At 61.5% G+C, this 25059-nt stretch carries 23 protein-coding genes; 9 read left to right on the forward strand and 14 right to left on the reverse strand.

Annotated features, from left to right (window positions below):
- Positions 1–2: 2 nt before the first annotated feature.
- The gene (locus tag ABZS45_RS07005) at positions 3–1079 is read right to left on the reverse strand and encodes a PDZ domain-containing protein (RefSeq protein ID WP_412099206.1); all 1077 of its coding nucleotides are present in this window, start codon (positions 1077–1079) and stop codon (positions 3–5) included.
- A gap of 93 nt (positions 1080–1172) precedes the next feature.
- On the opposite strand from ABZS45_RS07005, the gene ABZS45_RS07010 reads away from it, so the two are divergent.
- Positions 1173–2579 carry a zinc-dependent metalloprotease gene (locus ABZS45_RS07010; protein ID WP_412099207.1) on the forward strand — a complete coding sequence of 469 codons (1407 nt, stop codon included), beginning with the start codon at positions 1173–1175 and terminating at the stop codon, positions 2577–2579.
- Here ABZS45_RS07010 and ABZS45_RS07015 read toward each other — a convergent pair.
- Positions 2576–3073: a M48 family metallopeptidase gene (locus tag ABZS45_RS07015; protein ID WP_412099208.1), complete on the reverse strand. Its 498-nt coding sequence runs from the start codon at positions 3071–3073 to the stop codon at positions 2576–2578. The genes ABZS45_RS07010 and ABZS45_RS07015 overlap by 4 nt on opposite strands.
- A 72-nt stretch (positions 3074–3145) precedes the next feature.
- Here ABZS45_RS07015 and ABZS45_RS07020 point away from each other — a divergent pair, with 72 nt between their 5' ends.
- A complete protein-coding gene (locus tag ABZS45_RS07020; RefSeq protein ID WP_412099210.1) occupies positions 3146–3976 on the forward strand; it encodes a hypothetical protein in 831 nt (276 codons plus the stop codon).
- Between the two features lie 6 nt (positions 3977–3982).
- On the opposite strand, the gene ABZS45_RS07025 is transcribed toward ABZS45_RS07020, so the two are convergent.
- From ABZS45_RS07025 to ABZS45_RS07060, 8 genes are read right to left on the reverse strand one after another with little or no spacing between them, the layout of a single operon-like run.
- Positions 3983–6034: an ATP-dependent DNA helicase UvrD2 gene (locus ABZS45_RS07025; protein WP_412101151.1), complete on the reverse strand. Its 2052-nt coding sequence runs from the start codon at positions 6032–6034 to the stop codon at positions 3983–3985.
- Complete coding sequence (locus ABZS45_RS07030; protein WP_412099211.1) at positions 6006–6740, reverse strand: NAD(+) diphosphatase; 735 nt, start codon at positions 6738–6740, stop codon at positions 6006–6008. The genes ABZS45_RS07025 and ABZS45_RS07030 overlap by 29 nt, the downstream gene beginning before the upstream one ends.
- Positions 6740–7852: a potassium channel family protein gene (locus tag ABZS45_RS07035; protein WP_412099212.1), complete on the reverse strand. Its 1113-nt coding sequence runs from the start codon at positions 7850–7852 to the stop codon at positions 6740–6742. The genes ABZS45_RS07030 and ABZS45_RS07035 overlap by 1 nt, the downstream gene beginning before the upstream one ends.
- Positions 7853–7894: 42 nt before the next feature.
- The gene (locus ABZS45_RS07040; protein ID WP_412099213.1) at positions 7895–11107 is read right to left on the reverse strand and encodes an ATP-dependent helicase; all 3213 of its coding nucleotides are present in this window, start codon (positions 11105–11107) and stop codon (positions 7895–7897) included.
- Positions 11100–14276, reverse strand: a complete 3177-nt coding sequence (locus tag ABZS45_RS07045; RefSeq protein WP_412099214.1) for a PD-(D/E)XK nuclease family protein — start codon at positions 14274–14276, stop codon at positions 11100–11102. Before ABZS45_RS07045 ends, ABZS45_RS07040 begins: the two co-directional genes overlap by 8 nt.
- 3 nt (positions 14277–14279) lie before the next feature.
- Entirely contained in the window at positions 14280–15053 is a 774-nt protein-coding gene (locus ABZS45_RS07050) for a hypothetical protein (RefSeq protein ID WP_412099215.1), read from the reverse strand.
- 29 nt (positions 15054–15082) lie between these two features.
- On the reverse strand, positions 15083–16024 hold the full coding sequence (locus ABZS45_RS07055) for a DUF3152 domain-containing protein (RefSeq protein WP_412099216.1): 942 nt from the start codon (positions 16022–16024) through the stop codon (positions 15083–15085).
- A gap of 32 nt (positions 16025–16056) precedes the next feature.
- Positions 16057–16278: a DUF3107 domain-containing protein gene (locus tag ABZS45_RS07060; RefSeq protein ID WP_412099217.1), complete on the reverse strand. Its 222-nt coding sequence runs from the start codon at positions 16276–16278 to the stop codon at positions 16057–16059.
- 103 nt (positions 16279–16381) lie between these two features.
- Between ABZS45_RS07060 and ABZS45_RS07065 the strand changes: the two genes are divergently transcribed.
- Both ABZS45_RS07065 and ABZS45_RS07070 read left to right on the forward strand, forming a co-directional pair.
- The gene (locus tag ABZS45_RS07065) at positions 16382–17755 is read left to right on the forward strand and encodes a DEAD/DEAH box helicase (RefSeq protein ID WP_412099218.1); all 1374 of its coding nucleotides are present in this window, start codon (positions 16382–16384) and stop codon (positions 17753–17755) included.
- Positions 17752–19032, forward strand: a complete 1281-nt coding sequence (locus ABZS45_RS07070; protein ID WP_412099219.1) for a hypothetical protein — start codon at positions 17752–17754, stop codon at positions 19030–19032. Before ABZS45_RS07065 ends, ABZS45_RS07070 begins: the two co-directional genes overlap by 4 nt.
- 28 nt (positions 19033–19060) lie before the next feature.
- Here ABZS45_RS07070 and ABZS45_RS07075 read toward each other — a convergent pair whose 3' ends face one another.
- On the reverse strand, positions 19061–19519 hold the full coding sequence (locus tag ABZS45_RS07075) for a hypothetical protein (protein ID WP_412099220.1): 459 nt from the start codon (positions 19517–19519) through the stop codon (positions 19061–19063).
- A 576-nt stretch (positions 19520–20095) separates the two neighbouring features.
- Between ABZS45_RS07075 and ABZS45_RS07080 the strand changes: the two genes are divergently transcribed.
- Both ABZS45_RS07080 and ABZS45_RS07085 read left to right on the forward strand, forming a co-directional pair.
- Entirely contained in the window at positions 20096–20353 is a 258-nt protein-coding gene (locus ABZS45_RS07080) for a WhiB family transcriptional regulator (protein WP_010189168.1), read from the forward strand.
- Positions 20354–20448: 95 nt separating this feature from the next.
- Positions 20449–20523, forward strand: a complete 75-nt coding sequence (locus ABZS45_RS07085) for a 50S ribosomal protein bL37 (protein ID WP_012714902.1) — start codon at positions 20449–20451, stop codon at positions 20521–20523.
- A gap of 80 nt (positions 20524–20603) precedes the next feature.
- Here the strand turns inward: ABZS45_RS07085 and rsrA are convergent, their stop codons facing one another.
- Both rsrA and ABZS45_RS07095 read right to left on the reverse strand, forming a co-directional pair.
- Positions 20604–20876, reverse strand: coding sequence for a mycothiol system anti-sigma-R factor (gene rsrA / locus ABZS45_RS07090; protein WP_412099221.1), 273 nt, complete (start codon positions 20874–20876; stop codon positions 20604–20606).
- A complete protein-coding gene (locus tag ABZS45_RS07095; RefSeq protein WP_293775077.1) occupies positions 20876–21481 on the reverse strand; it encodes a sigma-70 family RNA polymerase sigma factor in 606 nt (201 codons plus the stop codon). Before ABZS45_RS07095 ends, rsrA begins: the two co-directional genes overlap by 1 nt.
- Before the next feature lie 37 nt (positions 21482–21518).
- Between ABZS45_RS07095 and ybaK the strand changes: the two genes are divergently transcribed.
- Complete coding sequence (gene ybaK / locus ABZS45_RS07100; RefSeq protein WP_412099222.1) at positions 21519–22022, forward strand: Cys-tRNA(Pro) deacylase; 504 nt, start codon at positions 21519–21521, stop codon at positions 22020–22022.
- 11 nt (positions 22023–22033) lie between these two features.
- Here the strand turns inward: ybaK and ABZS45_RS07105 are convergent, their stop codons facing one another.
- Entirely contained in the window at positions 22034–22696 is a 663-nt protein-coding gene (locus ABZS45_RS07105) for an SOS response-associated peptidase (protein WP_412099223.1), read from the reverse strand.
- On the opposite strand from ABZS45_RS07105, the gene aroA reads away from it, so the two are divergent.
- Positions 22695–23999: a 3-phosphoshikimate 1-carboxyvinyltransferase gene (gene aroA, locus ABZS45_RS07110; protein ID WP_412099224.1), complete on the forward strand. Its 1305-nt coding sequence runs from the start codon at positions 22695–22697 to the stop codon at positions 23997–23999. The two genes, ABZS45_RS07105 and aroA, sit on opposite strands and share 2 nt — an antisense overlap.
- Complete coding sequence (gene rsgA / locus ABZS45_RS07115) at positions 23992–25014, forward strand: ribosome small subunit-dependent GTPase A (protein ID WP_412099225.1); 1023 nt, start codon at positions 23992–23994, stop codon at positions 25012–25014. Before aroA ends, rsgA begins: the two co-directional genes overlap by 8 nt.
- Positions 25015–25059 lie beyond the last annotated feature (45 nt).

A 25059-nucleotide genomic window follows, 5' to 3' on the forward strand; every position in this document is an offset into this window, starting at 1 on the left:
GGCTAGCCTTCGCAGGTCTCGACGGGGCTTCCCTCGGCAAAGTCGTGCATGGCTTCGATGGCATCATCCAGCGTGTGGATCTTGGCCACCACCATGTCTCCGGTCTCGCGGCTTACTGCCTCTGCGCAGTTGTCGGCTGGGGCAAGGAAAAGCTCAGCGCCCGCTTCCCGAGCCGCGTGGACCTTGTGGACGATACCCCCGATGGGGCCGACCTCGCCGTCCTCACCTATAGTGCCGGTGCCGGCGACAAACCGGCCGCCGGTGAGATCCTCACTAGAGAGCTTGTCAATCACCGCCAAGGTAAACATCATGCCGGCCGAGGGGCCGCCGACGTCCTGCAGGTTGTAATCCACCGTGATGTCCTCGGTGGGCACCGAGGTCATAAGGATGCCTAGCAGGGCCACGTCCTCCTGCTCGGGATGGGAGCCGAGGGTCACCGGGACGGTCTTCTCCTCGCCATCGCGAATGATGCCCAGCTTCACCTCATCACCAGGGTTAAGCGCTCGAATCTTCTCCTGCACTTGGCCAGGCTCCGTGACCTTATCGCCATTGATGGTGGAGATGATGTCGGCGTCGTCAAGCGCGCTCACTGCAGGCCCGTCATCGAGTACCTGCGCGACCTCAATCCTCACAGGCTTGTTCAAATAGTCCATGGCGGCGACGGTGGCCGCCGACTCGGACTGAGTGAAGGCCTGTTGATTAGCTTCCTGGACTTCCTCGTCCGTCTTGCCCTGTGGGATGACGTTCTCGATGGGGACGATGGTGTCATCCGTCAACAGCCACCGGCCCAGGGCCTGAGCCAGCGTCATGTTGGTGCGCACTGAGACCGTCGTCATGTTGAGATGCCCCTTCGGCCGGAATGTTTCCGGGGCTTCGACGTTGACGACGGGTTCCCCATCCACCTTGCCCAGGGTATCCACGGTAGGACCTGGCCCCTCGGCGGCGTACGGCACCGACAAGCTGATATCGGTGCCCGGGATGTGGTCGATGCTGAGCAGGGCTCCCGTCAGTACCACCGGGATGGCTCCCCACGTCAAAGTGGACAGGCGGCGGGCTCGGGGGTTCTGCGGAGTTTTCACGGAGGATCAGCCTACAGCCTTGTGGAGCTTGTTCGCTCTCAGCGTTGCCGTGGTCCTAGAATCCGCGCTAGGAAACCTAGTAGATTGGGGCCCATGAGCAACGGATTCGGTTTTTCCTTCCCCAACAACGACGATGACGATGATAACGATCGTCGCGACCAGAACCCGTTCGGTGCCTTCGGCTTCAGCGCGGGCAACGGTGGCCTAGGCGACATGTTGAATCAATTTGGCCAGATGCTCTCCGGCATGGGTTCCTCCATGAACTCCCCGGAGGGTGCCGGCCCGGTCAACTATGACCTGGCCAAGCGCATCGCGCACCAGCAGATCTCCGGCGATAAAGAGATCAATGATAAAGACCGCACCGCCGTGCAGGAAGCCGTGAGGCTGGCGGAACTGTGGCTAGATGATGCCACGATCCTGCCCACCGCATCCGGCACCGTCACCGCGTGGAATTCCGCGCAGTGGCTGGATGAGACGCTGCCGATGTGGCAGCGCATGGTCACCCCGGTTGCGGAGCACATGAACTCCGCGCAGCTGGAATCCCTGCCGGAGGAAGCCCGCGAGATGATGGGCCCGATGACCTCGATGATGAACTCGATGTCCGGCATGAACTTCGGCATGAAGCTGGGCCACGCTCTGGGTGATCTGGCTGCGCAGGCATTGACCGGTTCTGACTTCGGCTTGCCTGTCTCCCCCGCGGGCACCACTGCACTCCTGCCGCACAATATCCAGGCCATTGCGCGCGATCTCAACGTTCCGGGCCAGGAAGTGCTCGTCTACATCGGCGCCCGTGAAGCCGCCCGCCAGCGCCTGTTCAAGCATGTGCCGTGGTTGGTCGAGCGCCTCGTCTCCTCCGTTGAGGAATACGCCATGGGCTTAGTTATCGATACCTCCCATATCGAGGAGGCTACCCGCGAGCTCAACCTGGAATCCGGTGACCCGCAGGCCATCCAGGACGCAATGAACAAGCTGCAAGGCATGGACCTGTCCCCGCGGATCACCTCCCGCAACGCGGGAGCAGCTTCCCGTTTGGAGACCCTCCTGGCACTCGTCGAGGGCTGGGTTGAGCACGTCGTGACGGAGGCCTTGGGTGAGCGCATCCCGTCTACGAAGGCAATGAATGAGGCGTGGGCTCATCGCCGCTCCACCGGTGGCTCCGCGGAAAAGGCCTTCTCCCAGGTCGTTGGCATTGAGCTGAACGCCCCGAAGGTGGAGGCAGCAGCTGAGCTGTGGCGCCGCGCCACCGTCGCAGTGGGCGCCGACAAGCGCGATTCCGCCTGGGACCACCCGGACCTGCTGCCCACTGCAGAGCACCTGGAGAACCCGGCTTCCTTCATCGACGGTTTGCTCGATGACACCCCTGATGAGGGCTTTGAAGCGGAGTTCTCCAAGCTGGAGGAGATGCTCCGCCAGCAGGACGCCGGTGATACTGCTGGCAAGGAGAAGGACGCCGACGAGGATAAGGAAAACAAAAAGGACAAGCCGGAAGACGAGAACTAACGGAAGCGCTGGTAGGCCTCGAGGTATCCCTTCGCGCGCTCGGCTTTGGGGGCTCGATCGGCCCACTCCCAGAAGTCCGGACCATGGCCCGGTATGAAGGTGTGCGTTAACTCGTGGATGATGACCGCGTCGAGGACGTAGTCGGGAACATCCTGCAGCCGGTCAGAAATCCGAATATCTCCCGTTGAGGTAGTGCAGCTACCCCAGCGGGATTTTTGGTTACTCACCCACCGGATGGAGCCCACCGTGGCGCGGCCCTCCAAAAAGCGGGCATTCAGTGTGCGGGCGCGGTCGGCCAGGGAATCGTCGGAAAGCTGCGAAGAAGTGTTCTTTTTGCGCACCTTCGCCACGATGCCATCCACCGCTTCGCGCTCTTCCGCCGCTGACATCCACGCGGGAATGCGCACCTCCAGAACACCGTCGACCACGCGGGCTTGGACGGTGCGACGGCGCCGTGCCGAACGGATGACACGTACCTCGGGATTGCTCGACATGACAGGGCATTCTACCTGTGGTGCAATGGTGTCTAAACACACCTGGGGTGGGGCAAAACGGGGAGGACAGTCTTGAGTGCACAGACGTACATGCTGGCGCCGGAAACCACCATTCTTGAGCGCGAACCCGGAATGCTCCAGTGTGGGATGGATGCCACGCGAGTCGGAGTTTTCGAAGCCCACCCGCAGCTAGCGGGCTTGCTCAACAGACTGCGCACGCCGCTGACCCGACAAACCATTGAAAAATCCATTGAGAATACGGGCATGAGCCCCTCAGCTGCCCGCAGCTTAGTGGAGGATCTGATTAGCTACCGTGTTTTGTGGCCGGCGCCCCGGCCGCAGCGTGTGGCTGTGCTGGGGACCTCCGCCCTGGCCAATGAGCTGCGCGACGTCCTACTTGGTGATTCCTTCCAACCACGCTCTCCTCTCCACAGCGAAACCCCCGCCGAGTACATCGCAAACGTGGCCGGGCACCTGCCTATCGTGGCTGTCGACATGCTGGATGGCGCCACGGAATGGGCACAGGCCCTGCGCAATACCCCAGCCACCTGGTTGCCAGTATCTATGATCGATGCCCGCGGCATCATCGGACCAGTTCGCATCGACGGGGCTGGCCCCTGCCCGCTGTGCGCGCATCTGCACCGCATCGAATCAGACGAGCTATGGCACGAGGTGGCCCACCGCGCCGCGACAGTGGAAGCACCGGGCGACCCCATCGTGCGCACTGCGATAGTGATGCATGCAGTGGTGATTATTCGCCGGCTCTTGGGACGGCCGGCCCCGCCAGGAGCGCCCGGCGGCAAGCCGCTCGCCGGCGAACTCACGGAGATAGACCTCTACGGCCTAGAGCAGCGGAGGCTTCTCATGGAACATCCTCGATGCACGTACTGCGCTGCTTCTTAGCTCCTCTTAGCCGCGGGAAGAAGCAATGATCTGCAGCACCTCCGCACCATAGCGCTCCAGCTTGGAGGGGCCCACCCCGGAGATATCCAGCAGCTCCGCCTCATTTGCGGGAAGAGCCTCCGAAATCGCTTGCAGAGTCGCATCAGAAAAGACGACGTAGGCAGGAACCTGAGAGTCCTTTGCCACAGACGCCCGCCACGCGCGCAGCGCGTTGAAGACATCCTCATCACCCTCATACTCGCACCACTCGTGGCGGCCGAGGACCTTCTCCGCCGGGCTGCTGAGCTGCCCCGAGCACACTCGGCAACGGCGCGGGCGATAGCGACGGTTTGATGACTGGCTTTCCTCGATTCCCGGGACAACGCCGTCCAGGAAACGAGTTCGCTCACGTGAGGCCCGCGAACCCGTGGTCTTAGCCAGCGCCCACGACAAAGCTAGGTGCTCGCGGGCACGGGTAATGCCGACATAAAACAGCCGGCGCTCCTCCTCCACGTGTTCATCGCCGGCCTTGATGGCGTGGTTAATGGGCAGGAGTTTTTCGGTGAGGCCTACGAGGAACACCGCATCCCACTCCAGGCCCTTGGCAGCGTGAATGGTAGCGAGGGTCACGCCCTCCATCGTGGGGTTGTGCTTGTTTTCGGAGCGGCGGTGCAGCTCTCCTAGCACGCCAGGCAGGTCTATCCCCTCGTGGTCCTCCACGATCTGCGCGATGAGGTCCACCAACGCCGTGAGCGACTGCCAGCGCTCGCGGGCCTGCGCACCCTGCGGTTCCGTGGCGGACAGCCCCAACTCTACGAAGGCCGCACGTGCCACAGCCACCGGATCATTCGGCAAATCATCACGGCGCGTGGCAGCGATGAGCACGCGGATGGCCTCCAAAATCTCTGGGCGGCGGAAGAAGCCTTCGCCACCGCGGACTTGGTAAACCACTCCAGCGTCAGCAAGCGCCTGCTCGAACTGCTCCGACTGCGCGTTGATGCGGTAAAGGATGGCGATTTCAGAAGCCTTCACGCCTTGGTTGAGCAGCGTCAGGACCTGGCCTGCGACCTCCTTGGCCTCGATCTCCTCAGACTCATAGGCCTTAAACGTGGGCTCGGGTCCAGGCTCGCGCATGCCCTGCAACTCCAAACGGGTCCCCGCCGCGCGGCCCGAAGCCTTCGAGATGACCTCGTTAGCCAGGTCCGTCACTTGCGGGGTGGAGCGGTAGTCTCGCTGCAGCTTGACCACGGTGGCCTGCGGGTAGGTGCGGGAAAAATTCAGAAGGTAGTCCGGGGAAGCACCGTTGAAGGAATAGATGGTCTGGTTGGCATCGCCCACGACCGTCAGGTCATCGCGCTCCCCCAACCAGGCCTCCAGTACTCGCTGCTGCAGCGGTGTGACGTCTTGATACTCGTCCACCACAAAGGTGCGGTACTGCTCACGGAAGACCTCCGCCACCGCAGGCACGTTCTCGATGGCGCCGGCGATATGCATGAGCAAATCATCAAAATCGAGGTACATGAGATCCGGGGTGGCCTTCATATCCTCATAGCGGCGGAAGACCTCCGCCACCTTGGCCGGATCCCCTGGTGCCTCGCGGTCCGTGGATTCGATGACACCGGGATAGCCCTCGGGGCTAATCAGCGAAGATTTTGCCCATTCGATTTCCCCCAGGAAATCACGAATGGTGTCCTTGTTGTTGTCCAGACCAAGCGAGCGGACCGCGCGGCCGACCAGGCTGAACTTGTTGTCGATGAGCTGCCAGGGCAGATCCCCAGCAACCTGCGGCCAAAAGTACTTCAACTGGCGGCGCGCTGCGGCGTGAAAGGTTTGGGCTTGCACTCCCCCAACGCCCATCTGGTTGAGCCGCTCGCGCATTTCACTCGCGGCGCGAGAGGTGAAGGTGACGGCCAGAACGCGCTGCGGGTTGACGAAACCCTGGTCCACCATGTGAGCGATGCGATAGGTAATCGTGCGGGTCTTACCCGTTCCGGCACCCGCCAGGATGCAGACTGGGCCGCGCGGCGCCGTGGCTGCGGCCCGCTGGTCTTCATCGAGCAGGGACAGATCCGGTCTCATCACCGTGGAACCACTCCATAATCATCGTGTGTGCAATTGACCCCTTGCGGGCAATGGTCAGTTCTGGCAGCTCAGCGCGGGACACCCACCGCACTTCTGCGAGCTCTTCGTCAGTATCGCACACGGGCTGGACATCCTCCGTAACCGCGGAAAAGCCCACCATCAAAGAGCCACTAGGCGGCCAGGGCTGCGAGCCCCAATAGCAAACTGACTCAACGCGGCGACCGGTTTCTTCCAAGGCCTCGCGGACCATCGCCTCTTCAAGGGTCTCGCCGGGATCGACATAGCCGGCAATGAGTGAAAAGAATCCTGGACGGTGACGGTTGCGAGCCAGCAGGATACGGTCCGACTCCGCGTGGTGAATGATGCCGATGACGGCGGGATCCAAGCGGGGAAAGACGAGGCGTTCGCCATCGTGCCCCACGGCCCCTGGCGCAGGGTAAGACAGCTCCCGCCCAGTGCGTGGATCAAAGCGCGCTTCCCGACGGTTTCGGATCAGATGCAGGGCTTTGAGAATGTCGCGCTGACCGTTGAAGAAGGTGGCATCGCGCAGTGTACCGAGCCGCTCGGCGGCCTCGGACTCCACCAGGAAAGCGTGAATATCCCCGGCCGTGACAACGATGTTCCCCGTCGGCTCAGTCAGAAAGACCGGCTGGCCCTGTGGCGTAACTGGGACGCGGCCAGTCTCGGTGACGGGCAGGAACATTAGTTGCCTTCGTCCTCGTCTTCATCGGTCTCTTCCGCGGCCTGCTGCATCTCATGCTTGATATAGAGCAGGCGGTCACCAGGCTTGAGTGCATACGCGTCTGCCGTATCGACGCGGTGTAGCTCGTTGTTGCGCAGGACCGCCAGAACAATGTCTGCGAGGTGACGTGGGTTGGAGCCCACTTCGAATTCGCGCACCGCGCGCTCGGCCACGGAAAAGCCTTCGTTCGGCGAGAGGAGGTCCTCCATCATCTCCACCACCGTCGGTGTCACGGTGGCTAGGCCCAGGAGACGTCCGGCGGTCTCTGCGGAGGTGACCACCGAATCGGCACCGGATTGGAGGAGAAGGTGGCGGTTCTCGGATTCACGCACGGAAGCGACCACCTTGGCCTTGGGGTTGAGCTCGCGCACGGACAAGGTACACAGCACCGCGGTATCGTCCGTGGACGGAGTCACCACCACGGACGAGGCGTGCTGCGCGCCGGCAATGCGCAGCACGTCTTGCTTGGTTCCGGAGCCGTAAATGGTGACGAGGCCGTGGTGCTCGGCGCTGGCTAGGGCCGCGCGGTTGTTGTCAACAACCACGATTTGGGAGGCGGGAACGTCATCGGCGATAAGCGCGGCGACCGCACCTGCGCCCTTGGTGCCATAGCCGATGACAACGGTGTGGTTACGCAATTGCTTTCTCCAATTCTGGATTTCAAAGGTGCGGCGGGCTCGATCCGTCAGAACCGACAAGGTAGCACCGACCAACAAAACAAGGAAGAGCAGGCGGGCCGGGGTAACGATAATGAGGTTGATGAAACGCGCGGTGGGGGTGACGGGAACGATATCGCCATAGCCCACAGTGGTCAACGACACCGCTGAATAGTAGGCGGCATCGAGGAAGGACAGGTCTTCGCTGTAGCCATCCCCGTCGAAAAAGACGATGATGGTGACAAAGACCATCAGCCCCATAGCCCAGATAACTCGGCGCGCCAGTTGCTTCCACGGGCTGGTGCTCTGCGTGCGCGGAATCGTGATGACGTCAATGAGCGCATGGTCAGGCTGCGAGGTCAGCTCTACCTGCGACAAGAAACGCGACGTAATGCGTTTGCCTAAGTGCTTGGGCACGAAACGCCAACCTCCCTAGATGATGCGGATTTCCTCGTGAGACTACCTTAGACTCAACCCTGGTGGCGTGGAAACTGCAGAGCTTAAAAGCTCAGCCAACCGTGACCCGGTGGGCAAGTCCTCCGGCTCCAAAAGATAGTTCTCATGCACGTAGAAGAAAGCCGCGCGGACAGTCTCCACGCGATGGATGCGCCGCCATGCCTCCGCGTAGACGGCGAGCTGAATCTGCGCCGAGGCCAATGCGGCACCCTGTGGACGGCGGCCAGTCTTCCAGTCCACGATGAGCCAGGAGCCATCCGGCTGCTGGAATACCGCGTCCATGCGGCCGCGGACGACGGAGTCCCCAATGGTGATCTCGAAGGGGGCCTCCACGAAAGCCGGCGTGCGCTGTGCCCACTCCGAGGCTAGGAAGGACTCCTTGAGGGACTCCATGTCGTGGTCCGGTGCGTCATGCGAACCGGGCAGCTCATCCTCCCCCAGCAAGGCAGGCGAACCGAAACGATCCTCCAGCCAGGCGTGGAAAGCAGTGCCGCGCTTGGCGTAGGAATTAGGTTTGAAGGGGATGGGGCGGCGCTGGCGGCGTGCGAATTGGGTGGGATCCGCCGACATAGCCACCATGTCAGAGGCCGTCAGCTCGCCGGGTAGTTCTACATCGACCACCGGGGCCTGCAGCGCTTTGTGCTCTTCAATGAGCGCGCTCGCCTCTTGTTCCCAGAGACCGAAGACTTCGCCATCGCGCAGCGGGGGGAGGTTCTCCATTGCCGTGCGTACCGCCTCTGCTGCCTGCAGCGCTTCCGTCTGCGGGGTCAAAGAAGGGAAGGAGGCCTCAACTGCACCTCCTTTCTCCTCTTCCACAGGGATGTCGGGGATATCCCAATGCCCGACCAATTCTGGGTGCTTATCCGCCAACAACTGCAGGTAGGAATAGGGGCCCTTCTTGCTTTTTCCCTTGAGTCTATTCGTGCCGGAACCAGTCACCGTCAGCGTGGACTCGGTGCGGGTCATGGCCACGTAGAAAAGACGCGTCGCTTCCTCTGCTTGGAACTCGCGGTTCTGTTCTTTGAAAGCCGTGCAGGCCTTATCAAAGTCAGAGCGCGTCACCGCATCCTCGGGCACATCGATGACGTCCTCGTCGCCTGGGGCCTTTTCGATCTTGGTCAGGAAGGTCTCCGCCTGCGCTTTGTAGCTCGAGGAATCCGCATGTGCCACGCAGACGTGTTCCCATTCCAAGCCCTTGGCCTTGTGCACCGTCATGATCTGCACGCGGTTGCGCACAAGCGGGACCTCTCCCAGTTCGAGCCCGTCTTCCTTCTCCTTGGCCAACTCAAGATAGTCCAAAAGGCCGGCCAAGCCATCACCGTGGAAGCCCGCGACAAAGTCGGCGAAAGCGTCGAGGTGCGTTGCCCCGCCCGGCTTGCCTGAGGCGAGGACTTCGGTGCGCAAGCCGAAGAGAAGCTCAATATCGGCCACGATGTCGTTGAGCGACTTTCCCAGAGAATAGGTGCGGAGGTAGCGCAGCTTAGAGGAGACCTCCTCCATGCGCTCCAAGCCTTCGGTGCTGTAGCGATCGCGTTCGCCGAGGTCTGCGAGGGCGTCGGCAAGCCCCAGCACCTGGTCCGGCCCCTCCGCGGTAATCTCCTCAACCTGGGCGGCTAGGTGCGCCAGGGGATCACCGCCTTCCCACCGCGTGCGGCCTTCGGTGGCGCCGGCGAGATTACGCTGACGCGAATGCAGCGCCTGAATATCGGCGATGCCCAGACCGCACATCGGTCCGGTCAGCACACGCAGCGCTGCGGCGGTGTCTTGTGGACGCACCAAAAGCGTGGCTACCGCCACAAGATCTTGGATCTCCGGCTGCCAGAGAAGTCCACCCAGGCCGAAGATCTCGTTGGGCACACCGACCTCATCCAAAGCAGCGGCGATCAACGGCGATTGCTTATTGGTGCGCACGAGTACGGCGGCATTGAAATCCTCGCCTTCCGGCGTGGACTCATAGAGCTGGCGGAGATGCTCAGCGATGAAAGCGCGCTCCTCGTCCTCAGAAGCGAAATAGCTCAGCTCTACCTTGCCGGCCGGCGCGGTGGGCTTGGGCGACAGCTCATCTACTGGGCGCTCGCCGGGGCTTGAGGAGAAGAGCTTCGACGCCACGTCATTAGCCAAGCTAAGTACCGTCGAGGGATTACGCCAGGAGGTGGTGAGTTGATCCTTCGGGGCCGGGGTGCCATCCGGCTGCGGAAAGTCCGTGACAAAAGCTTCCAGGTTTTCCGCCGTCGCGCCACGCCAGCCATAGATGGACTGCATGGGGTCACCCACCGCGGTAACTGATAGACCCTCACGCTCGCCTCCGAAGAGCGAGCGCAGCAAGATGCGCTGCGCATGGGAGGTGTCTTGGTACTCATCCAACATGATGACGCGGTAGCGCGCGCTTTGTTGCTCGCCTAAGAGCGGGAAGTTCTTGGCCAGCGTGGCGGCGATGGACATCTGCTCACCGAAAGTGATGACCCCGCGCTCCGCTTGTTCCTTCTTGAGAGCTTCCACCAAGGGCAGGTACTCCAGGCGCAGGCGTTGGGTATCCAGGTATTTCTGCAAGTCCTTGCCGAACTCGCCTTTGGTCCTCTTGCTCTTTTCTAGGTCCTCAGCGGTCTTGCGGAAGATGTCCTCGTGCTCATAGAGATCCTGCGGATTCTTAAGCTCCCCGTCCATCGTTTCCGCGAGCTTGAGCAAGGTAGCGGTGACCGTGGCCACCGCATTATCTGTGCTGAGCGAACCCGAGTAATTGCTGACCACCTCGTGGGCGATGGCATAGCGCTCCGCCTCGGTGATGATGCGGGCATTCGGCTCGACCGGCATGAGCAGGCCATACTCACGGACAAGATCACCCGCATAAGAGTCATAGGTGGACACGTTTGGCGCGATATTTTCCACTGCTTCTGCCGCTGGGCTGCCCGGGGCAAGGATTCCAGAGGAGCGCAGGGTTAGCAGCTGGCGGCGGATGCGCTGCTCTAGTTGCTGGGCTGCCTTGCGGGTAAAGGTTAGGCCAAGGACTTGCTCAGGCCGCACGAGCCCATTGGCCACGAGCGATACAACACGCGAGGCCATCGTCTCCGTCTTACCAGCGCCTGCGCCGGCCACGACGAGCTTCGGTCCAAGCGGGCCATCAATAACGGCGGCCTGTTCCGGGGTGGGAGGAAAGGGCTTGCCCAGCGCGGCAGCCAGCTCCTCAGGGCTGAAGTGTTGAGCGGGATTCTTAGGCATCGGTCACCAGACCTCCTTCATTCATCACAGGGCAGATAGAGCGGATCGGGCAGCGATCACAATCAGCGTTTTCACGTGCAGTCAGGTCCGGACCACGCAGCTCAGCCACGAGTGCGGGCAGCGACTGCGCAAACTCTTCGAGCTCCTCAGGAGGCTTGGTGGCTTGCTCCCGGGTGGACACGGCGGCAGTACTGGATCGCGGATACACCAGAACACCTCCGCCACGCGGCAAGCCATCACCCGTCCGGATAGACACAGCCTGCGACTCGCCGCCAGGTTCCGCGGGTGCTGTGACAAGCTCGCCGTGTGCTAGCGCCAACTGATATGTCATGAGCTGGGTATTGTCTTGGGCGCGGGCCACCGACGGGACTTTTGTCCCCGTCTTGAGATCCACCACGACGTAGTCTTCCCCGGCCTTCGCCAACCGGTCAATGAACCCACGAATGGTGACATCGGAGTCGATGTCCACGCTGACGGGGACCTCAACACCAACGGGTTCGAGTGATGTAGAGCTCGAGAGCACCCAACTATGAGTGCGGTCGATAAGGCGCTCAAAGTCCACACGCTCAGCCTCACGGTGCCACGCTGGCCCCTCCACAAGCGCATCGAAGGCATCGAGCACTAGCAGCTTCGCAGGCTCGGCGGCAGCACCGCGCCCCAGCGCTTCCAAGAAAGCATGCGCCAAATTACCACGTAGCAGGTTGATGTTCGCAGAATCATCCTCCACGAGCTGCCCGAGCACCGCGTTGAGCGGACACGTGAGCAAGGCATCGACCCGGGAAGGCGACACCGTGCTTGAACCACGCAGCGGCAATTCCGAAGCCACGCCACGCGCGGCCCACCACTGATCCGGATGCGCCCCAGGGACCCCGGCCTCCGCCAAACGGGCCAACTGCCGGACCGCCTGGGAGCGTTCCGCCTCATTGGTCTCCGGATCAGTTGCACAACGGCGCAGTTGCGCCACGAACGCGGGCACCGAGAGTACGGAGACATCGAGAGGATCGAGCTCTTCCTCCCCACTAGCAACACTGGGCAGCGTCACCGGATTCGGCTCCGGCACCTCGAGGCCCAACTCACGTGGCCAGGCCTGGCGTGCGAGGCGCTTGCCCGCCTCTCGGCGCGCCTGGGCTCCCGGTACATCGACACCGCGAGTGGAAAGGAATTCATCGATGAAGCGCGAGGGTTCTTCCACGACATCGCTCTCCGGTGAGTCCACCGCCACGATGAGCAGCCGTTGCCGGTGACGGGTAGTGGCCACGTGGAAGAGACGGCGCTCCTCCGCCAAGCGCCCCGACACGTGGCTGACTGGGGTGCCGGGAGTGATGCTGCGATCCAGCAAATCGATGAGATCTTCTTGCCCAAAAAGAGAACCGGTCTCCCCTACCGAGGGCCACGTTCCTTCCTGAATGCCCGCCACGATGACGGTGTCCCACTCGCGCCCCACTGCGCCGTGCGCGGTGAGGATTTCTACTGCATTGGGCAATGCCGAGCGGCGATCCCGCACGCCGGTGGGCAGTTCTTGCTCCGTGATGTGCAGAATGAAGGACTCCAACGAAGCCGCCGGACGGCGCTCGGCGTAATCGCCGGCGGCGTCGAACAAGGCCATCATCGCATCCAAGTCACGGTCCGCCTGCGAACCCGCGGCACCGCCGCGCAGGGCGGCTGCCTGCAGGCGCGTATCCAAACCGGTGGCTTGCCACACTTCCCACAGGACTTCCTCAACAGCAGCGCCTTGCTGCAAGGCTTCACGCCCGGCAGACAGCACCCCGCGAATACGCGCCAAAATCGCTTCCTCGCGCTCGGTGAGGAGGTTATTGAAGTCCGGCAACTCACCGTCCAGCAACTCCCGCAGTGTATTCATTCCGCGCTGCTCCGGCTTCCAACGGCGCAGGCCGCGGATGAGCCTCCGCAGCGTCACCGGATCAGCACCGCCCACGGGACCGATAATCAGGTCCTCGAGCTCCACGGGCTCAAGCTCATTCTCCAGAGCGCGCAAAGCCAGAAGTACTGCTTTGACCAAGCGCTGCTCAGCGAGCACCACGTCCGTGGGGTTAATGTGCACCGGCACGCCAGCAGAAAGCAGCGTGCGACGGGTAGGTCCAATATCCCCGGTAGAGCGCACGATCACTGCGATATCACGCCAGTCCACGCCGTCTTCTAAGTGCCGGCGGCGAACCGTATTGGCTAGGACATCACGCAAGGTGCCGCGGGAATCCACGACGCTCACGCACGCCGGGGACGGCCTGCGGTACGTAGAACTCAGACGAAGTTCGTTCTCTGCCTTCCAGGTGGTGAGGAATTCCGAATTAGCACCACGGAAGGCGAAGACTGCTTGGTCGGGGTCACCGCCGATCACGGTGAGGCGTGCAGTTTTCGCCAGCTCCGCGATCAGCTGGCCGGAGGTCGGGTCCAGCAACTGCGCGTCATCGACCACGATGGTGTGCCAGGGGTGCTCGCGCAACAGCTCTGGGCGCAAAAGCACCTGGCTGACCAGCTCCGCAGCGGAATAGGAATGCGAACCCGCCAGCGCCTGAGTGCGCTCATACTCGCGCAGGAAGTCTCCGGCAGCCACCCACATGGGCCGGCCGTAGCGTTGTCCCAGCTCCTCCAAGTCCGTCGGGCCCAGCCCCCGTTCGATGGCGCGCAGCAACAAATCACGCAATTGGCGCGCAAAGCCCACATACTCCAGGGCCGGGCGCATCTCCTCTGGCCACGCGCCCCGGCGATCGGCCGCATGGCCCTGCAGCAGCTCACGGATCACTGCATCCTGTTCCGCACCGGTGATGAGACGCAGCTCCTCCTCGCTGCTTTGGCGCAGAAGCGCAAAAGCCAACGAGTGCACCGAGCGCACCATCGAAGTCTGTGCGGCGTAGTCATCGAGGTTTTCTGCTAACTCCCGGCGCAGCAACGAGCCGGATTCCTTGGATGGGGCGACGACGAGGATGCCGGAGGCATCGGCTCCAGCATTGAGTTGGGCCAAGACAACGTCGATCAACAGGCTCGACACCCCTGACCCCGCCGCACCAAGCACCCGCCAGGTACCTTGCTGTGGCAAGGGAACATCCCACTCGCGCGACGTGGCGCGGCGGCTTCGGGGAATGAGGCGGACTTCCGGCGAGGGGGGAAGCGTGACGCCGGTACGTGTGGGGGATTCGCTGCTGTACTTCACGCCCTATAGTGTGTCAGATGCTGCGGACACGAGGGCCTCTTCGACCCTTTCAATATTCGAACGCACGGTCGCTTTGGAGCGCGGGTGCAGGGTATTGACGTAACGGCGATACGCCACTGCGCGCAAGAGCAGCTGCTGTATGCCGGGAACCGACGCAAAGCGGGCAGAAATATCATCATCCACTGCGCCTGCGATGAGGCCATCCACTATGACCAGCGCGGCGGACCAGCCAACCGGGCGCGGTGCCGCGGAAGGAACGATATCGGTCAGCGCTGGCGGGTTCGCACCAGAGAAAACCGTGGTCCCCAGCACGTCCATGTGGGCGGTAACAAGTGGGAGCTGCGCAAGCTCAGCATCGGAATAGGCCTCGCCGCTCTCCTCCCACGCTGCCCGTTCTGCCCGTGCGAACACATCATCGCGCCGGTCCACTGTCGGCAACGGCGCCAACTCGAGCGCTTCATCAAGGCGCAGTGCCATCTGCACCGTTTCATCAATACGCCCCCGCAACTGCCCCTCCACGAAGTGCGTGGCCTTCCATCCGGCAGCAGTGTAGCGACCATCCGCAGTCAGCACTGGCCGGGCAATACGTGCTCCTGGCAGGCTGAGTTTCTCGCGGACCTTGGCGGACCAGCCAGTCCACGGCCGAGCCTCGGCGAAGACAATATCGCCCACGCGGATCCCGTTATCCCACGCAGGCCCCACAAGCTCACCCTGCGTTCGGCGCGGGTAAAATTCGGCGTTGAAAGCGGCAAGAACGGGCTCAGGTGGCAATGGCATGGGAAAATAATCCTTAGGTTTGGGGCGACCTACTCGGGCTTAGCGTGATCAGAATTAGCCGGGTTCGGATAGGGCCACGGGTTCGGCTCGCACGTGACATCCTCGTCCGGATAAACCTCGTTGGGTTCTTTCTCAAAAAGCTTGGCGTTGTTCAAGCTCAGCGTTTGCTGCATCATGACCGGCGCAAGTTTACCGTCCCCGCCGCAGGGTTGATGGGACGCAAAACCGATAGCGTGGCCAAACTCATGGTTGATCAGGTACTGGCGGTAGTTGCCCAAGTCTCCTTCAAAGGGCGTCGCGCCACGCACCCACCGAGACTCGTTGAGGTTGACCGCGGATTCCCCCGTAATGGTCGTGTGACAGGAGGTTTCTGATTCCAACTGCGCGCCGCACAACTTCGCCGTGGTTCCCAATGACGTCAGACGGATGTGCGTATCAGGGTTGTCATCGGCTTTGACGTGGATGAATTCAAAGTCACCGTTGGCCGTCCACCCGCGAGGGTCGGCCAGAGTGGCGTCAACAAGCGCAACGACAGCACCGTCCCCACCATATGCGGAGGTGTCGATGCCGTTTTCAATCTCAACGGAAAAGCGGATGGTTTGCTTCCCGCCCTTGCCCGCGTGCATGGTGGACGGCCCTGCATCGCGGTAAGTTTCCTCACCTTGCTCGGTGTAGTCACCGCCGGCGGGCAAACCATTCTTGGCGGCGGCCACCGCGCTGGCATTGGCGGGATCCGGCCCCTTACGCGAGGAGGCGGATCCGGCTGTGCTGCTTGCCGACGTCTCCCCTGCCGCCGTCAACTCCGACTCCTGGGACGGGGAGCGGAAAACATCAACCAGCACCCACACAGTGATGACGACCATGACGGGGATCGCCACCACGCGCCACCAGCCGTACTCGCGCGCGAAGCGCTCCACCGCTGAAAGGCGCTGTGGGTGCTGCTTAAAATCCGCGGGATTCTCCATGGCCATTTAGGCTACCCGCTGAGCCAGCGCTCGCGTACTTAGCCCGCAAATCCGACGGTATGGGCGCGTGCGGTACCGATTTCCACGTAGACCACCCGCTCGGTGCGCACGATGTAGGCGCGCCCCTTGGTGTCCTTCAATTCGAGGGTGGAGTTGTCTGCCAAGGCGTTATTGATGGTCTGGGTCAGTTCTTCGCGCTCACCTTCCGCGTGAATAACCAGCTCGCGGGCGGTATCGGCAAAACCAAACTTGATATCCATGTGGTGTGTCTCCCTTAAATCGTGTTCTTTAATCGGTGCCGTGAGAACTGCGCCCCCGGCGCTCTAATGGCCCCACTATAGCCACGTCCTCTACTATCAAGGTGTGCTTGCCCCGAAATCATCCCGCGAATCCCGCGAATCCCCTACCTTTGCCGAACTCGGCGTCGCCGTAGAGATCTGCGATGCCCTCGCTGACAACGGGATTACGCACACCTTTGCCATCCAGGAACTCACCCTACCTATCGCTCTGAATGGCCAGGACCTCATCGGCCAAGCGCGCACTGGCATGGGCAAGACCTATGGCTTCGGTGTCCCGCTGCTGGATCGCGTTTTCGATGACGCTGACATTCCGGAGCTTGATGGCACTCCCCGCGCACTGGTCATTGCACCGACGCGCGAGTTAGCAATCCAGGTCAGCGGCGACCTGGAGCTCGCCGCCGCGAATCTTCCGCTCAGCGTGGTCACCCTGTGTGGCGGGCGCCCCTATGAAGAACAGATCCAGCAGATTGAATCGGGTGCAGACGTCGTCGTCGGCACCCCGGGCCGCCTGCTCGATCTCTGCCAGAAGAAGCATCTCTCCTTCGACCACGTCAGTGTTCTAGTTCTGGATGAAGCCGACGAGATGCTGGACTTGGGCTTCCTGCCGGACATCGAGAAGATCCTCTCACTCCTGCACGGCAATCCACACCAAACCATGCTCTTTTCCGCCACCATGCCTGGGCCCATCGTGACCTTGGCACGTACCTTCCTTGAAAAGCCGGTCCACATCCGCGCCGAGTCTGGTGACGCCCAGCAGACGCATGCCTCCACGCGCAAGGTCACCTTCCAGGCACACCGTATGGATAAGATCGCGGTCTTGGGAAAGGTCCTGCAGGCAGAAGGCCGCGGACGCACCATCATCTTCACGCGTACGAAACGCTCGGCCGCCGCCGTTGCGGACGAGCTGGCACAGCGCGGCTTTCGCGTGGGCGCGGTCCACGGCGATTTGGACCAAAAAGCACGCGAACGCTCGCTCGATGCCTTCCGGGAAGGCACCGTGGAGATTCTCGTGGCCACGGACGTCGCCGCTCGCGGCATCGACATTGACGATGTCACCCACGTCATCAACTACCAGGTGCCCGATGACCCCATGACCTTCGTCCACCGCATAGGCCGTACTGGCCGCGCGGGGCACACCGGCACAGCCATCACTCTCGTCGGCTACGACGAGCTGGGCAAATGGCAAGTCATCAACGATGATCTCGATTTGGGCCAGCCAGAGCCACCGCAGTGGTTCAGCACCTCCCCGGAGCTTGCGGAAGCCCTCGATATCCCAGAGGCGGTTGCTGACACCGTCGGCCCACCCACAAAAGTGCTGGGTGCACCGCGGCGCTCACATTCACGTGCAAGCGGCCAACGTTCTTCCCCGGTATCCGACCACACCTCCCACCACCCCCGTTCCCGCAAACGTATTCCCTTTCAAGGAGGACGCCGATGAGCACCCAGTACGCACGAAACTTCCCGGCTAACAAACCTGATACCGGGAGGACTCCCATTTTGCGCGCCACCAAGGCGGACTGGCTAGCTGTAGGCGCAATCAGCGCTGTCTGCGCGGTCGCAATTGGCGGCGCGATCATCACGGCACCGATTCATAAGGCTGAACTCACACCAGCGGTAAATGCGGTGGCCCACCCTCAACTTCTCGATGCAGCCCCGAGCGCCTTGACTGAAGCCTTTAGCCTTCCCAACGCCCTAGTGACAGGCCAGACCCGCGCAGTAACCGCAAAGGGGCTATTGATTACCCACGACGGCGATACGCTCAACGCTTCGGATGCCTCTGGCGATACGGTCTGGACCTATCAACGCAGAGATGCTGATCTGTGCGTGCTCGGTTCGGCTTGGGACAAGGTCGTGGCGGCCTATGATGCTGGGAATGGCTGCGGCGATGTGGTATCGATCGATGCCGCCACCGGCCAGTACTCCGACACCCGTAGCTCCCGCAATTCCGAACAGGTGGTCCCCATTCTGTCGAACGACCGCGTAGGAACCGTTTCTACCGAGCGAGTGGAGCTGTGGCGCTCAGACATGGTACGCACCGTTGAATACGGTGATGTCGATGCCAAACAAGAACCCGATCTGCAGCCTCATGAAGACTGCACCATCACCTCAGCCCTGACTCGTACAGAGACGATGGGGGTCACCGAATCCTGCCCAGATTCTCCGGACTCCACGTGGCTGCGCATTCAGAAAGTCACACCTGAAGATTCCCGCTCACCAGAGATCACAACGGCAATAAAAATCGAGACCCCAGGCGCGCGCCTCGTCGCTTTTAGTCAGGAAGCAGCTGCTATTTTCTTGCCAGGAGATACCCCGCGCATCATCACCTGTAGCTTTGAGGGTAAAACGCTCTCCTCCACGGACGTGGAGCCATCGAAGGCCATCATGGATTCAGCTTCCCCCTTCGCCCCCGCGGTCGCTGATCTTCCCCACCACATGACGTGGTTCGACGGCGAACGTCTTTATCTCTTTACCCCAACCGAGCTCAAAGTGGACCATGTTCTGGAGCAGGCAGTCGGCACCGGCATCGCCGTCGGCGAACGGCTACTGGTGCCCACGGAAGAAGGGATCGACGTGGTGGACTGGGCTACTGGAAAGACCGAGCGCAGCATTCCCGTCGACCGTGACGGCTATAACGGTCCAGTTTCGCTGACTCTTGCGGGTACTGCCATCATCGAGCAGCGTGGAAACACCGCCGTGGCGCTCACTGCCTCTTAACTTCTTCGTTGTTTAAGAAGCAGCGCGCCTAGAAGTGGCTTTCAGCCCATTGCGCTGCCTCAGGGCGCACCATGAGCAGGTAGAGCACCAGCGCTGCGCTGGCCAGCGTCACGACGCCGAGCGCTGCTGAGCCTCCGCTGAACATCTGGAAGGCGATGGCACCCAAAATAAACTCCACGAGCACGATAGCTCCGCGGCCCCAGCGCTTGCCCTTAACAAAGGCCCACGAGGCGACGATGACAAAGCCGAAGACGATAAAAATGAAGATGGCCGTCCCTAGGCCGACGAAGCCCGTCGCCCCAGAATCGGACACCATGGAGTCGTTCTCAGCACCGGTTATCTCACGGACGATGAGGAAAATGCCGAAGATAATAACCGCGATGGACTGGAGCACGGCGATGCCGGCAGCCGCTATCACCGTTCCCGGGGGACGGCCTCCCTCAGTTTGGACAGGCGTGGTCGAGGACTGTTTCTGCTTCTTATTCACGGAGATTTAGTCTACTTCTCAGCCTTGTACTTAGGACTACTCCACGCCAGTGCCTCACGCGCCCACGGATATCCCCTTTCCGAATACAACTTCATTATGCTCAGCTTCAGCTTCCCACCCTCCGCGTTTCGGGGGCAGAGGAAGCAATCCGGATTTGACGCGATCCAGGTCACCACACTCACCGCCTTACCCCCATCACCGCAGATGGAAGCGTTTCTGACAGGATTCTTACAGGACCCAATCCATAATAAATGCATGAATTGACGGAATTTATTTAGTGACTTTGGACACTTTTTGGTCTCTACCCCTAGCGGAGTTTGAGTAAACGTGTCATTATTCTCAGGTAGCAAAAACAACGAGCTGTTAAATCAGTTCTTAACTCGGAGAAAACTCCAAGTTAACCAAAAGTGAACCATGGCGGCGGCGACGCTGGCCCCAACTCAAGACAGGGCCCCACTGACCGCAGACCAGTTCACTTAAACCCCGTAGCACTCGGAACAGTTCACTGCCGTGAACTGCCCTTGGTGCGCCTGCTTTCATCTACTGCTGTCAAAAATTTGTTAGGAGATTTCAATCATGGATTGGCGCCACGAAGCTGTTTGCCGCGACGAAGACCCGGAGCTCTTCTTCCCTGTCGGTAATTCCGGCCCTGCACTCACCCAGATCGCTAAGGCCAAGCTGGTCTGCAACCGCTGCCCGGTTGCTTCCTCTTGCCTCAAGTGGGCCCTCGAGTCCGGACAGGACGCCGGTGTGTGGGGCGGTCTCTCTGAGGAGGAGCGTCGCGCTATCAAGCGTCGCAACCGCAGCCGCGGCCGTGCCCGCGTCTCTGCTTAAAGAGTCCTCAAAAGCTGCACCCCCGATTAACACCTCGGCATACCCTGCCGCTACAGTTAAATAAGTTCATTTACCCTTAACAGAAGGAGTACGCGATGAGCAAGCGTGGCCGTAAGCGCAAGGATCGCCGTAAGAAGTCCGCTAACCACGGCAAGCGTCCTAACGCATAACGTCAGCAATCAATTAGGGCTCGTTTCCTCCCTCATTCCGAGGACGGAAACGAGCCCTTTGCTTATGCGACTCGGCGGTCCTAGCCCCAGGTGATTTCAGTCCGCGTAATCTCCACGCAAATGCGCTGGCGCAATGACTGCGGTGCAGCCTGTCCCCCACAGCATTTGCGCACGAGTGCGCGGACTACTTCTTCACTCTCGACGCGCTGCTGACAGGCTTCGCACTGCGCGAGGTGCTCGCGGATTTCCAGTGCTCGCGCATAGCTTGTTGATTCATCGAACAGCTCCCGAAAGAGCGCTTCAACCTCGGGAGAGTTACACGCACCGCAATTGCGTCCTGTTGCGCGTTCCATTACTTCTCCTCCATCTCTGGGTGGTTTCGACCGATGCCTTTTTCTCGTGCTACGTCTTTCAACGCCGCACGAAGCAATTTTCTTCCGCGATGGAGTCGGCTCATGACCGTCCCCAACGGGGTGCCCATCACTTCTGCGATTTCCTTATAGGCCAACCCCACCACATCCGCGTAATACACCACCATGCGGTAATCCTCCGGCAGATCATTCATGGCCTCGGAAATCTCCGAATCTGGCATCTGCTTGAGCGCTTCGACCTCCGCTGACTCTAAGCCCGTGGAGTCATGTCCGGACGTGGTATACAGCTGAAAGTCACTAAGCTCATCCGCTGAGGATTCCACCGGGCGGCGCTTGGCCTTCCGATAGGAATTGATGTATGTATTCGTCATGATGCGGTACAGCCACGCCTTCAAATTCGTCCCCTGTTTGAAGGAATCGAAATTGCTAAAGGCCTTGAGGTAGGTCTCTTGGATCAAATCCTCCGCGTCTTGCGGGTTGCGTGTCAGACGCATCGCTCCGCCGTAAAGCTGGTCCAGCAAAGGCAAGGCTTGCTCCTCAAACAACCGCTGTTTCTGAAGCGTCTCGCTCGTCGTTTCTGTGGCCATACCGACCATCCTAGCGCTCAGGACTAGGGTGGTTTATATGTCCAAGAAGACCCGGCGTGCCGCCACCCCCGCTCTCAAACTCCTCGAAGAGGCAGGTATTGACCACCACGTCTCCACCTTTGATGGCGGTCGCGAAAACTTCGGCGAGGCAGCCGCTGCGGCCCTCGACGTTGCTCCTGAGCGCATCTTCAAAACCCTGGTCATTGATCTGAGCGCTGGCAAAGGCCCCAAGCGCCAACTCGCCGTCTGCGTCCTTCCAGTCACCCACCAGCTCAGTCTCAAGAAGGCCGCCGCTGCCTTCGGCGCTTCTAAGGCCACGATGGCCACGCCTGCCGACGCCTCCAAGTCCTCCGGCTACATCCCCGGCGGCATCTCCCCGTTAGGGCACAAACACGTCCTGCCCACTGTCGTTGACGCGACCGCGCTGCTCTTCGATACCATCTTCTTCTCCGGCGGCAAGCGTGGCCTCGACATTGAGATGAATCCGAAAGATCTCCCCCGCGTGCTGGAGCTCTCCTTCGCCGACGTGCTCGCCGACTAGCCTCTCGTGCACTAGAACAAGGCAGTGGCCGGTGGCTCGTCGATAAGCTCTGCGTAGTCGTTGCGCACATTGCCCACCGCAGGGTCGGCCGGGCATGCCTGAAAGCCGCGCACAGAGCTCGGCTCTAGAAGCGCCTCCCCCGCCAGCCAGGGCGCAATTTCCTCTTGGGTTAAGAGCTTGGGCAGCCGGTGGTGCAGCCACGCCATCTCCTCCGTGGCATCCGTGGTCACCATCGTGGCCGAAAGCCTATCCATCCCCGTGGCCCACAGACCCGCTGCCCACAGCAGGCCATCGGGACCGGTGACATAATAGGGCTGCTTCTTGGCCTTCTTATCCTCACCGGCTTTCCATTCGTAGTAGCCGTCCAGCGGGATAACGCAGCGCTGTGCTTTGAAGGCATCACGGAAGGAGGGTTTCTTCGCCACGGTCTCCGCGCGGGCATTAAACAGCGGCGGGCCGTCCAGATCTTTCTTCCAGTGCGGAATAAGCCCCCAGCGCGCAGGTTCCACGCGAGCGGTATGCTCCTCAGTTCGCACGATGGCGATGGGCTGGGTTGGAGCGATGTTATACCGAGCCGGTGGCAAGCCTTCCGGCGCGTGGACCTCCGTGATGGACTCCCACGCGCCTACTTCCTCCAGTAGGGACTCGGTGAACAGAACAAATCTTCCGCACATGCCCTTTATTATGGACTACATGTCTGATTTCTGGAGCGCACCCCAACCGTCTGGGCCCTTGTCCTGGACGCAGAACCTCCCCGGGTCAAAATCGATGACCAACCGCGCCCTCATCCTCGCTGCGTTGGCTGACTCCCCGTCGATCATCTATAACCCGCTGGTCTCCCGCGATACCAATCTAATGAAAGAAGCCTTGCAGGCCATGGGCGTGGGCATCTCCGAACAAGGCCCGCACCTTCGTGTGACTCCCGGAAGGCTGCATGGAGCGAAGGTCGATTGCGGCCTGGCTGGCACAATTATGCGCTTCGTACCACCGGTGACAGCGCTGGCCGATGGGCCCGTTGTCATCGACGGTGACCCTTATGCCCGCAAGCGCCCCATGTCCACGATGACCATGGCCTTGCGTGAGTTGGGCGTCGACATCGAAGGCGATAGCCTGCCACTAACTATCACACCCGATGGCGTTCCGGAGGGCGCCGAAGTCACTATTGATGCCTCCGCTTCTTCCCAGTTCGTCTCCGGCTTGCTCCTGGCCGGGGCGCGCTACCGCAACGGTATCAGCGTGCGCCACGAAGGCGGCACCGTCCCTTCCCAACCACATATTCTCATGACCGTTAGTATGCTGCGTGAGGCCGGCGTGCATGTGCTCGCGGGCGAGGATAATTGGGTCGTGCGGCCTGGAAAGATTGAGGGACGCGAGTGGTACATCGAACCAGATCTGTCTAACGCCACGCCCTTCCTGGCTGCAGCGGCAGTCGCCGGCGGCAGCGTGAGCATTCTGAATTGGCCGGAGGAAACGACCCAACCAGGTGATGCTTTCCGCGGCATCCTGGAGCACATGGGGGCACAGGTTGAGTACGTCCCGCAGGCACCTCGCCAGGATCCCTACCTGCAGGTCACTGGCCCGCAGGAGGGTCTAGCAGGCCTGCGCGGCATCGATCTCGATATGGGAGATATCGGCGAGCTCACCCCGACCGTAGCCGCGCTGTGTGCTCTGGCCTCAACGCCGTCGACCCTGACCGGCATCGCGCACCTGCGCGGCCATGAGACGGACCGTCTGGCGGCCCTCGCTACAGAGATTAACGGCTTGGGCGGCGACGTCACTGAGCTTGACGACGGCCTCCGCATCACCCCTGCCCCACTCCACGGCGGCCAGTGGCACTCCTACGCCGATCACCGCATGGCCACCGCTGGCGCCATCATTGGCCTGGCAGTCGATGGTGTCAAGGTCGAGGACATCGATACCACGTCCAAGACTCTGCCCGGCTTCGCCAAGATGTGGGAGGCCATGATCCATGGCTAGGCGCGCGAGCAGCTACGACGAATCTGATGTCCGTATCCGGCCGGGCAAAGGGTCGCGCCCCCGCACGAAGGACCGTCCGAAGCACAAGGATGCCAAGTTCGGCATGGTCATCACCAAGGACCGCGGGCGCTGGGGAGTTGCCCTTGATAATGATGGCCCAGTCGTCACCGCTATGCGCGCCCGCGAGATGGGCCGCACGCCCGTCGAGGTCGGTGATCGGGTCGGCGTCGTGGGCGATACTTCTGGTAAGAAGGACACCCTCGCGCGCATCGTGAAGCTAGAGGAGCGCACTTCCGTCCTTCGGCGCACCGCAGATGACACAGACCCTTATGAGCGAATCGTGGTGGCGAATGCGGACCGCCTGCTGATCGTGAGCGCTGTGGCGGATCCACCGCCGCGCTCCGGATTCGTGGAGCGTGCCCTCATCGCGGCCTTCGCCGGCAATATCCACCCGGTCCTGTGCCTGACGAAGACCGACCTCACCGATCCCACTCCGTTCGCCCAAGAGTTTGCGGACTTGGATGTCACCGTGGTTGAAGCTGGCGTGGACGATGGACTGGAGCAGGTCTGTGCCGCAATTGATGGACATGTCACGGCCCTCATCGGCCACTCCGGTGTGGGTAAATCAACCTTGGTCAACCGGCTCGTCCCGGATGCCAACCGCGAAACCGGCGAAGTCTCCGCCGTGGGCAAAGGCCGCCATACATCGACGCAGTCGGTGGCGCTGCGACTGCCGGCGGACGGAAGCACCCCGCATGGCGGGTGGATCATTGATACCCCAGGCATCCGCTCCTTCGGCTTAGCCCACATTGATGCGGAAAACGTCATTGAGGTCTTCGATGATCTTGCCGAGGCTATTGAGGATTGCCCGCGTGGCTGCACCCACGCCGGGCCACCCGCGGACCCCGAATGCGGGTTGGACCTCAGCATAGAGGAAGGAACGGCGTCTGCGCGCCGTCGCGACGCCGTGCGGGGCCTTTTGGCTTCCCTGCGCACCAACGTCGATTGGGCCTAAAGCCTAAAGGCCTTAGGCGTAGCGCTGGAAAGGCCTTACGCGTAG

Source organism: Corynebacterium aurimucosum, from assembly GCF_046895345.1.
GTDB lineage: Bacteria > Actinomycetota > Actinomycetes > Mycobacteriales > Mycobacteriaceae > Corynebacterium > Corynebacterium aurimucosum_G.